This is a genomic window from Zhongshania aquimaris (assembly GCF_019312595.1).
Classification (GTDB): domain Bacteria; phylum Pseudomonadota; class Gammaproteobacteria; order Pseudomonadales; family Spongiibacteraceae; genus Spongiibacter; species Spongiibacter aquimaris.
This window is the reverse complement of record NZ_JAHWDQ010000001.1, coordinates 1,543,111-1,552,825: the sequence shown is the minus strand read 5'-3', so window position 1 is coordinate 1,552,825 and position 9,715 is coordinate 1,543,111. Positions and strand designations below refer to the sequence as shown.

The window sequence follows — 9,715 nt, the reverse complement described above, 5'->3', positions numbered from 1 at the left end:
GACCCCGATCGGGGATCCAGATGCGCAAGCGTCGGCGGGTTGAGGGCGAACGACAGGCCGGGCGCAAAATGCTGGACGGGAGATGGGAGAAACTGAAAAGTGTCGCAGGCCTGAAGTCAGACGACGGACGATAAAGACCTCCGACCTCCGACCTCCGACCTCAGACCTCAGACCTCAGACCTCAGACCTCAGACCTCCGACATCCGACCTCCGACCTCCGACATCCGATGCATTCCGCGTCTCCCGTCGTGAACCATTACTTTTCCCCGCAATATTGCTAGAATGGCGGCAACAATCTCCGGATAAGCGCCCAGTGAATTAGGCCTTATCACCGTTATCCGACAAGCAGGTGGTCCATGGACACTATTGAAGCAATCAAACAGCAAATTTCAGCCAATCCCATCATCCTTTATATGAAAGGCTCTCCAAATCAGCCTCAGTGCGGTTTTTCGGCGCGTGCATCGCAGGCATTGATGGAGTGCGGCGAGCGTTTTGCGTTTGTAGATATTTTGTCTAACCCAGATATTCGCGCAAAGATGCCAGAGTTTGCTAATTGGCCAACATTCCCCCAGTTGTGGGTTGCCGGCGAGTTGGTTGGTGGTTGCGACATCATTTGTGAAATGCACGAAAGCGGTGAGTTAAAAACCTTGGTGCAGGAGACTTCTGCTGCGCAAACAGCCGCCGACTAATTTAGCCCTTAGCTTCTCCAAAAGCCCAGCGGTCTAGCCTCTGGGTTTTTTTTGTCTTGGTGAATGTAAATAAGAATGCTTTTCATTAATTTTCGCAACTGCTAATATCTTCGCCGCCCAGGGGGCTCGGCAATACAAAATAAGTGATTTTTTAAGATCACACCTTATTTGATTGGAGAATTCAGAATGAAAAGAACAGCATTGGCGTTGGCAGTTGCCGCGTTGCCGTTTGCAGCTCAGGCGGCATCTACGCCTAGCCAGGAAGAAATGTGGCAGATTATCCAGCAGCAGCAAAAAGAGATTGAGCGCTTGAAAGCCGACCAGAAAGTTGCTGATAGCAAGATTAACGCCACCGCGGACGCCGTTGAAAAGACCGCAACCGTTGCTAATTGGGCAAGCCGCACAACAATCGGCGGCTACGGCGAGCATCACTTCAATCATTTTAAAAATAAAGATGACCAAGTCGATGCGCATCGCTTTGTGCTCTATGTAGGTCATCAGTTCAGCGACACCGTGCGCTTTTTCTCGGAAGTAGAATTGGAGCACGGCCTAACTAAAGATACCGCCGATGGCAGTGGCCCAGGTGAGGTTGAGCTTGAGCAGGCTTATATTGCTTGGGATTTTACCAAAGGCCACACTTTGACCATGGGGCAGTTTTTGATCCCCGTTGGCATTATTAATGAAACCCATGAGCCAGATACGTTTTATGGCGTTGAGCGTAACAATGTTGAAAGCGCGATTCTTCCTTCTACTTGGTGGGAAACCGGCGCTATGGTTAGTGGCGAGATATTGCCAGGATTTAATTACAACGTTGCGGTTCACAGCGGTTTGGCCATTGACCCAACCGGCAATGGTGCGGTGCGCGGTGGCCGTCAGAAGTCTGCTAAAGCAACTGCAGAGGATCTCGCTTATACCGGTCGCCTTGTATACAACGCGATACCGGGTTTGGAATTAAGCGCGACTTACCAGTACCAAGCTGATGTTACGCAGGGTGCGGCTGCCGAAGGTGAAGCGACTTTCTACGAATTGCATGCCCGTTACCAAATTGCCAATCTGACGCTGACGGCGCTTACCGCAGAGTGGGATATTGACGGAAGTACTTTTGCGGCCAATGGCAGCGACCAGCAAGAAGGTAGCTATCTTGAAGCGTCTTACAAAATTACGCCAAAGCTAGGTGTATTTGTTCGTCAGAGTCAGTGGGACAACCGTGCCAATAGCGCTGTAGACACTGAAATTGAACAGTTAGATGTAGGTGTGAATTATTGGTTAACGCCCACCGTGGTAGTGAAGGCTGATGTTGCTGATCAAACCAATGCTAACGGCGACGCTGTAAACCTCGGTTTGGGTTGGAGCTTCTAATTAGTGGCTCTTTTACGTGCTAAGCATTATCGCAGCGGGTGTAAGCTCGCTGCGATAATTATTTTTACGCTTTCTACGATGTTCTCGGGTCTGGTATTGGGTGGCGTTGAAAATAATGGTGAGGCAGGGCAGTACCTCAGCGTCGATGAGTTTTTAGATCTGTCATTTGGCAGCGATGCCAAACCTAGCCAGTCTGTGTATTGGTTGCCCACAGAAGTAAAAGCAAGAATTAAAGCCCTTAATGGTCGAGATTTTCCGCTGTTACGTGTTCGTTATTGGACCGCCAATAACGACACTGCGTGGATCCTAGAAGAGATTGGCAAGGAAATGCCTATTACTATCGGTGTGCTTGTCGATGGTGGTGCAAATACTGTTAAACGTGTAGAGATATTGGCGTTTCGAGAGAGTCGTGGCTGGGAAGTTCGCCACCCTTTTTTTACGCGTCAATTCATTGATACCTCGCTGAATAGCAATGATCTTCTTAGCTCTCATATTGATGGTATCACCGGCGCAACCTTGTCTGTGCGCGCGGTAAAGCACGTGACCCAAGTTGCGTTAATCCTTGCAAATGCGGTACAAAGTGCGGCCATCACGCCTACTTTGGAATAAATTTTGAGCCCAACTCGCTTTTTTAGAATGCTATTACTGCGCTGGCATCGTCGCGTGGGTGTGGTGCTGTTGGTGTTTATTGTGATGTTGGTAGTGACTGGCATTGCGATAAATCACAGTACTGGCTGGGGCTTTGATAAAACCTTTGTCCAGCAGAATTGGTTGCTAAATTACTATGGAATTGCGGCGCCAGAATTACGCAGCTATCGCGATCACGATAACTGGTTAACGCAGTCGGATGTGAAGCTGTATCTGAATAAAACCGATATCGGTCGCTGCGATGGGAAGTTACTCGGTGCCGTCAAACACAATAATCTTTGGTTTGTGCTTTGCGAGGGCAGGCTGCAATTACTTAATCACTACGGCGCGCGTCTTGATGACGTAAGTGAAACACTCGGACTGCCCAAGGGCGCGACGGCGATTGGCGCGACGAGCGACGCCGTGTACGTTCGAGCCAAAGCGGCCATTATTCAGTTTGACCCAGATCTATTGAGCTTCACGGAAGTTGATGGCGATTCTTCGGATATTCGCTGGGCTAGGCCTGCCGACGCGCCAGACACCTTGCGTCAATACTGGCATAGCGCACACCGTGGTAAGGGTGTGAGCTGGGAGCGAGTGTTGCTAGATTTGCACAGCGGTCGTTTGTTTGGCCCTGTTGGTGTCATTGTTACCGACATTGCAGCCGTATTTTTATTGTTGCTGGCCTTGAGTGGCGTGTGGGTGTGGATCACAAAACCCGGTCGCTGGCGTAATTGACCGCGAGCCAAAGCTCCGTCGTTTTATTGGTCAATGGTTTGCCTCCTTCGTCATGCTAGTGTGCTATCACAACTGATAGAGGGCTTGGCAATGAATCCCACACTTAAATTATGGCGTAAACTCTCGGCATTTCCCGCAGGCAGACAGCTCTTTTCTAAAGGCGTTTGTATAAAAGCGCCTTACTTCGCAACGATTAAACCTGTATTTGAAGAGCTGGAAACAGGGTACGCGGTAGTGCGAATAAAAGAGCGTCGCGCTATTCACAATCACATTAAAAGTGTTCACGCGATTGCGCTGTGCAATCTCGCGGAGATTGCCGGCGGTGTTGTTAGCGAAGCGTCTATGCCAGCAGGTATGCGCTGGATTCCCGCCGGCATGACGGTGCGCTATCTTGGGCCAGCCAAAGGTGTGCTGCGCGGCTACGCCAGCATGCGCGAGATTGTGCCTGGTGAAAAAGGGGCGGTGCCGGTAAAAGTGGAAGTCAAAAACGAGGTCGGTACGGTGGTGTTTGATGCGGAAATAGCGATGCATGTATCGCCAAAGAAATCGAGATCATCCTAACTTAATTTCCAAGCTGAGTATGATCCTTTTATGCCTTGCGACGCCTAGTGCGTTGATATCAATATGAGCTGGGTTTTAGGCCCAGCTTTTTCTTTTTTAACGTCGTGTTCTAAATTGGTCGAAAAATTCGATCATTAAGGTGAAAACATTCAGATTTTTCTATCCTGACTTAGTCCGTACACTGTTTTTCAGTAAAGCGAATTAAACGGGAGCGTGTCATGAATTACTACCGATCAGCAGCGCAGCGTGGCCATGCAAATTTTGGCTGGCTGGATAGCCATCACAGTTTTTCCTTTGGCAGTTATTTCGACCCACAGCATATGGGTATCTCAGCCCTGCGGGTGATTAACGACGATACCGTTGCCGGGGGCGCGGGATTCAATAGCCACGGCCACCGCGATATGGAAATTATCTCCTATGTCTTAGAGGGCAGTATTGAGCATGCCGACAGCATGGGGCATCGCTATAAGGTGTCCGCGGGCGAAGTGCAGCGCATGAGCGCTGGCAGCGGTGTCACTCATTCTGAATATAATGCCTCGTCCACTGAGACATTGCGCTTTTTGCAAATCTGGGTGCAGCCCAATGTATTGGGCATCGAACCGAGTTATGAACAAGCACATATTCCGCAAACGAAAACCTTAACGCCGCTGGTCACCGCCGATGGTCGCGATGGGTCTTTAATGATGCATCAAGATGCGGCTATTTATCGTCTGCGTTTAGAGGCGGGTGAAACGTCATTGCTGCCCTTAAGTCGTGGTCGTGTCGCTTATCTGCATATTGTTGCTGGCTCAGTGCAACTTGATGGTCGGCAGCTAGTGCCGGGGGACGGTTACGGCCTGCCTCAAGGCGGTGAGCTTGAGATTACGGCAAATAGCGATCAGGTCGAGGCGCTTTGGTTTGACTTGCCGCCGTCGATTTCAACCAAGCAATAATGCTGTGTTTGAATAGGCTTGCCCTATAGCCATAGCAAAGCGTATTTATTTTATTAGAAAGTAAGGAGTTTATTTATGTCTCAGCCTTCCTCTACTCGTGATCCGTTAGAAGGTGTGTCGTCGCTATTTTACGAGCGCTGGTCGCCGCGTGCTTTTTCACCCGCTGAGCTGGATGATGCGACGCTTGCGCGCTTAATAGACGCTGCGCGCTGGTCTCCGTCTTGCTTTAATGCGCAACCTTGGCGCTTTTATACTGCCAATGCCTCGAGTAATCCGAAGGCCTTTGCGGACTGTGTAAACCTGCTGTTGGACGGCAATCAAAGCTGGGCGAAAGACGCGTCGGTCATTGGCTTTCTTGTGGGTAAAAAGCACTTTGAGCACAATGGCAAACCCAACCCCAGTTACGCCTTAGATTGCGGCGCGGCGTGGATGTCCATGACGCTGCAGGCTCGGCAAGAAGGTTTGTATACCCATGGCATGGCGGGGATAAAACACGGGGAAATTGCAGAGCACTTTGGCATTGATCCTGAACAGCACGAGGTGCTTATGGGATTTGCGATTGGCAAGATCGGTGATGCATCGCAACTTGACGAAGGTTTGCAAGAGAAAGAGTTTCCGTCGCCACGTAAACCCGTTGATGATATTTGGTTGCAGCGATAAGCCTATTTTCTGCATGCTTAGTTGCTTGTGTTGATCGACTAGCCTTGCAGGGGCTGGGCGAGTATCCAAAGTCCAACGCCGGTAAAAATCACCATGAGCAGCAACATGGGGAGCTGGCTGATACTTGCCTGCCTTGCATTTGGAAAGCTCCGCAAGGCTTCGGCGTGGGCCAGATAAACACTGGCAACGTGACCGATTAAAATCAGCCAGACTTGGCTGTTCCAGATAAATCCCATGTCCGGCAGTATCGGAATTCTGCCGCTAATCGCAGTGCCAAACAGATCCCAGCCCCAACCGAAGGGGTCTGAAATTAGCCCTCGTATTTTTAGCCCTTGGCTTAGCACCAAGGTGTAGTAGTGGGTAACGTGATAAACCAATGCAATGGGCAAAAGACTGAAGCCAAAGCGCAGCGATAATTCATTTACGCTAAGTTCGCTGCGCGTAATTTTTTTCCCCAGCCATAAGAAAAATAAAAACAAACCTAAATAAATATAGGGTGAGATTAATAAGCACACGGTTTCAAAACCAATATACCAGGGTCGCAACAGCACGTAGGCGTGCAATGGGTGCTGGCCGAGTAGCGGTTCTAAAATATGGAACGGGTCTTTCCAAAAAATATTAAACCACAAGCTGGTTTCGCGCAGTCCGTCATAGGCTGTAGAGGACAACATAAATAGAATAAAAACCAGCAGACTGCGGTGCTCTATGCGCTGCTGCAGTAGTCCGCTAAAAGGCATGCGCAGTAAAAGATTATGTTTCCCTTCGTTGTTGTTTTGGAAATGAATAGGCGCCATTTTGGCGATGAGGGAAAACATCACTGAGAATAATTCGCCGTAGCGAAACCACGCTTTGCTTCCCACTAAATACACGCACAAAACGTTGATCGCGGTGTACCCTATTAACACCAGCGACAGTGAATAGGGCCGCGTGTTGCCAAATAGCTCAAGGCAAATAAATACCATGTATAAGGTTACTGCAGGCCAGTAGGCTAGTTTTTCTGGGTAGCGGTACCGCCCTTGTTGAAAGGCGCGGAACGGTGAGCACATTGATCTCCACGGATTGAGATAGTCATACCAATTGCCAAACACCGCACTGAGATAACTGGCGCCCAGTGCAAAGCTGATCCAAAAGAACGTCATATTAAAATTGCGATAGTGATCTTGGTTGCCGATGAGTCCACTTACAACCGCGAGGCCAAAACTTAAAAACACGCAGATTTTTAATACGCTAAGCAGTCTGAGCTTACGAGCTATGGACGTAGGCGTAGTGTGCTTAATATCGAGGTATCTTGGTGGGCGATTCGCGTAATCTGCGTTGTAAAAAAAACCTAAAATTAAAAATGACAGAATAAGTGCCGCCATTGCCCCGTAGATATACATCCAGTAGGGCATAGGCAGTTGATAGGGTGTGCCGAAGGAATGCGCAAAACCTGTGTTGGCGAGCGTGGCAGCAAGTAAAAATAAAAGCGCCGATTTACAGCGCATTAGCGCGGATAAACTTCAATCGTGCCGAGCTGTGCTTCGGTGTCATGAACTTCAATCATAAAGCGCCCAGCTTGGTCTGCGGCAAACTTAACCCGAGTTTTTACGCCCGCGCTTAATACGATGTGTTGATCAATGCCGTGGATGTGCACCGCGACATCTTTGTCGCTAACAAAATCCAGTTGCGCCGTGTCGCCGATTTTTAATTGCATTACCATTGGCTCGGGGGTGCTGCCACTAAGAATAGCGAAGTAAAATTCCTTCGTTTCAGCGGAACCATTTGGCTGTGTGTCTGGTTTCATCACCAGCCAAAGTCCGGTGAGAAGCAGCACTGCACAAATTAAAAAAATAAACTTTTGGCGCATGGTTTAGTTTCCGTTGCGGTTGTAGGCGCGCTCCCACATTTGGACATAGCCTTCCGCAGAATTATATAAAGCGTCCAGTGCTTCTTTGCCACCTTCTAAGCGGACCTCTTCGACAAAGTCGGCGACCAGTCCGTAGTGCGACATCCCCGTTTCATCAATATGCCAGTATTTACCGCTTTCTGGAATAACGAGCATGTCTACTGTAACGGGCGAGAAGTTCGCGAATTGTGGGCCCCAGTCGTCGCCACTAAACAGTGTGATGGGGTATTGCACTGGCTCGGAATCGCCACCGCGGGGGCCTGGGTGGCCACCAAAGCCATTGGCGTCGGCGCCGTAACCCAGGCCTAATATTTGATCATTATTGCTAATTCCCGCCTTGGCGCGCCAGAATTTTAATTTTTCTAAAAACTCTTTGTGCTTGATGCCATTGCCTTTGTAGGGGTAAACGGTGCCGCCATTTTTCAACATGCGAACCACTTGGTCACTGGTTAAGCCGCCGTGGGCGTCGTGGGAAGATGCCAGTGGGTAGGCAGGTGTTTGCTCGTCGGCGATGTCGAGCATGATGTCTTTGCTGTGGTAGGCCGCGTGGTCGATGTCGATCACCATGCCGCGCTGCATTAGCGCGCGCAGTGCATATTCACCTAGATCGGTCACGGTGCGCGCATTACAGCGTTTGCCTGGGGGGTACAGCGGCGTGACTCCACCGGTAGCATCAAGCAAGGCTTGTGTTAGCGGGTCGCTGCCAGTGCCGGGAATTGCTGTGGTCATCTCAGTACCCGGGGTGCGAACCGACGGTTCGTCTACAGGGTAGTCTCGGCAGGTGGTGGTTTTCCAGAAGGAGCCAGTGTCGAGGAAGTTGAGGACATTGATGACATCGCCACTAAATATACCAGCACCGCCTAGCGAACTGTCGATATCGTGGAAGGGGTAAACGTGTCGTACACCCAGATCCCATAGGCGCTGAATTTCACTGTCTATTTGCGCTTGGTCACATTTGCGCTGCTCAATGTTGCCGAGCAAAATGGTGACACCGCAGTCGAATATTTGTGCAACTTCGACGCCGAGTACCACAGCCATTTTGCCATCGTTAATGACTTCGCGCGCCTCTTGTGGACTTTTAACTATGCGATACCAACCTTTGCCGGGGCCGCCGCTTTGGGCGTCGACGTAGTCTTGCACGTCGTAAAGGTACTCCACTTGTTTAACGGCTACGCTCATATCGTTGCAGTCAGCTTCTGGGCTGGCAGCCAGCACTTTGCCGACATTACACAGCGCTGCGATATTGGTGCCGTGGTTAACCATTAGCCGCAGGCCAGATAGATAGGCACGCTCCACCCATTTGTAGTACATCACTTGGTGCGTTAAATAATCGCGACGTGGCCAATCAACAAAGCTGGGCCAGCCTTTGGTTTCATGGGTGTCGGTGGGATTCATACTCAGTACGTTGTTGCCGTCGCGAATCCCCATGGGGCCGTGAAAGTCTTCGCAGTCTTCCAGTGCGTGGTCAACGCCAAAGCGGTGAATAACTTCGCCGTAAAGTACGCCTCCAGCGGAGGGGCCAACGTCGCCGGCGTAGGACATCTCACTAGACATGCCCATATGGGTGTGAACATCGGCAAAGCCAACGATGGGCTTATCTACCCCATTTCCCTTGAATGTTTGACCCGACACCGAGGTTGGCATTTCTGGGTAGCTGCTGCAGTTGCTGGTGGGCACAAATTTAAACTGACTTGCTGGGCTGTTGGCGCTTTCTGCGACGACTAGCGCGCCGTTGTCATTTACCTGCAGGGCTTGCGAGCTGCCGTCAGACACAATAGTGAAGCTGTCGCCACCTGATGCAATATCAACCGTCCAAATCGCAGCGTCAGTTGCTAGGTCTTGGGCATTGACCGAGCCACCGGCAGCGGTGAGTAATTTACGGTCTTCGGTATAAAACAGGTATTTGCCTAAATTGGCGGGCTGCATGAAAAAGGCATCGCCAGCGCCGATGGACGCCGCATTGGCATTGTAAATACCGTCACTGGCGGCGACGAATTTCTCGGTTTGCGTCGACTGAATAGCGTAGCAACCATTTGCCATATCGAAGCGAGTGAGCGGCATTTCTGCGGGTGGGGGTGGATTGCCACCAGAGCTGCCACGGCCGGAAGAACTTGAGCCGCCACAGCCAATGATTAAGACGCTGCTGAGGATGCTTAAAATTATTAGGCGAGTCTTCATAATAGTTACCGGGAGTCTGGGCGCTAAATGGCAAGTGACAGTTAAGTTTAGCTGCGAACTGGTTTTTTAAAAATATAGATGTAAGC

The 9,715-nt window shown here is 50.2% G+C and carries 10 protein-coding genes; 7 read left to right on the top strand and 3 right to left on the bottom strand.

The genetic code is table 11. The features are described 5' to 3' along the window. Positions 1-356: 356 nt before the first annotated feature. The 7 genes from grxD to KXJ70_RS07050 all read left to right on the top strand — a co-directional run bounded on the left by grxD (position 357) and on the right by KXJ70_RS07050 (position 5,566). Positions 357-689 carry a Grx4 family monothiol glutaredoxin gene (gene grxD / locus KXJ70_RS07080; protein ID WP_219042719.1) on the top strand — a complete coding sequence of 111 codons (333 nt, stop codon included), beginning with the start codon at positions 357-359 and terminating at the stop codon, positions 687-689. A gap of 186 nt (positions 690-875) precedes the next feature. Beyond that, positions 876-2,048, top strand: coding sequence for a porin (locus KXJ70_RS07075; protein ID WP_219042718.1), 1,173 nt, complete (start codon positions 876-878; stop codon positions 2,046-2,048). A 3-nt stretch (positions 2,049-2,051) separates the two neighbouring features. After that, the gene (locus tag KXJ70_RS19550) at positions 2,052-2,657 is read left to right on the top strand and encodes an FMN-binding protein (RefSeq protein WP_219042717.1); all 606 of its coding nucleotides are present in this window, start codon (positions 2,052-2,054) and stop codon (positions 2,655-2,657) included. 3 nt (positions 2,658-2,660) lie between these two features. Beyond that, on the top strand, positions 2,661-3,413 hold the full coding sequence (locus KXJ70_RS07065) for a PepSY domain-containing protein (RefSeq protein WP_219042716.1): 753 nt from the start codon (positions 2,661-2,663) through the stop codon (positions 3,411-3,413). Between the two features lie 90 nt (positions 3,414-3,503). Then, positions 3,504-3,974: a hotdog fold domain-containing protein gene (locus KXJ70_RS07060; RefSeq protein ID WP_219042715.1), complete on the top strand. Its 471-nt coding sequence runs from the start codon at positions 3,504-3,506 to the stop codon at positions 3,972-3,974. 218 nt (positions 3,975-4,192) lie between these two features. Further along, positions 4,193-4,906 (top strand): pirin family protein, encoded by a 714-nt coding sequence (locus tag KXJ70_RS07055; RefSeq protein WP_219042714.1) that lies wholly within the window; start codon positions 4,193-4,195, stop codon positions 4,904-4,906. A gap of 75 nt (positions 4,907-4,981) precedes the next feature. Next, positions 4,982-5,566, top strand: coding sequence for a nitroreductase family protein (locus KXJ70_RS07050; RefSeq protein WP_219042713.1), 585 nt, complete (start codon positions 4,982-4,984; stop codon positions 5,564-5,566). 38 nt (positions 5,567-5,604) lie between these two features. Here the strand turns inward: KXJ70_RS07050 and KXJ70_RS07045 are convergent, their stop codons facing one another. Genes KXJ70_RS07045 through KXJ70_RS07035 form a run of 3 tightly spaced genes read right to left on the bottom strand, consistent with a single transcriptional unit; the run spans position 5,605 to position 9,629 of the window. Further along, positions 5,605-7,050, bottom strand: a complete 1,446-nt coding sequence (locus KXJ70_RS07045) for a hypothetical protein (protein WP_219042712.1) — start codon at positions 7,048-7,050, stop codon at positions 5,605-5,607. Next, entirely contained in the window at positions 7,050-7,412 is a 363-nt protein-coding gene (locus KXJ70_RS07040; protein WP_219042711.1) for a hypothetical protein, read from the bottom strand. The genes KXJ70_RS07045 and KXJ70_RS07040 overlap by 1 nt, the downstream gene beginning before the upstream one ends. 3 nt (positions 7,413-7,415) lie before the next feature. Then, complete coding sequence (locus KXJ70_RS07035) at positions 7,416-9,629, bottom strand: peptidase M19 (protein ID WP_219042710.1); 2,214 nt, start codon at positions 9,627-9,629, stop codon at positions 7,416-7,418. Between the last annotated feature and the right edge of the window lie 86 nt (positions 9,630-9,715).

Coding starts and splice junctions, on each gene's coding strand:
- grxD (WP_219042719.1), top strand. CDS start 357: ATGGACACTATTGAAGCAATCAAACAGCAAATTTCAGCCAATCCCATC.
- KXJ70_RS07075 (WP_219042718.1), top strand. CDS start 876: ATGAAAAGAACAGCATTGGCGTTGGCAGTTGCCGCGTTGCCGTTTGCA.
- KXJ70_RS07060 (WP_219042715.1), top strand. CDS start 3,504: ATGAATCCCACACTTAAATTATGGCGTAAACTCTCGGCATTTCCCGCA.
- KXJ70_RS07055 (WP_219042714.1), top strand. CDS start 4,193: ATGAATTACTACCGATCAGCAGCGCAGCGTGGCCATGCAAATTTTGGC.
- KXJ70_RS07050 (WP_219042713.1), top strand. CDS start 4,982: ATGTCTCAGCCTTCCTCTACTCGTGATCCGTTAGAAGGTGTGTCGTCG.
- KXJ70_RS07045 (WP_219042712.1), bottom strand. CDS start 7,050: ATGCGCTGTAAATCGGCGCTTTTATTTTTACTTGCTGCCACGCTCGCC.
- KXJ70_RS07040 (WP_219042711.1), bottom strand. CDS start 7,412: ATGCGCCAAAAGTTTATTTTTTTAATTTGTGCAGTGCTGCTTCTCACC.
- KXJ70_RS07035 (WP_219042710.1), bottom strand. CDS start 9,629: ATGAAGACTCGCCTAATAATTTTAAGCATCCTCAGCAGCGTCTTAATC.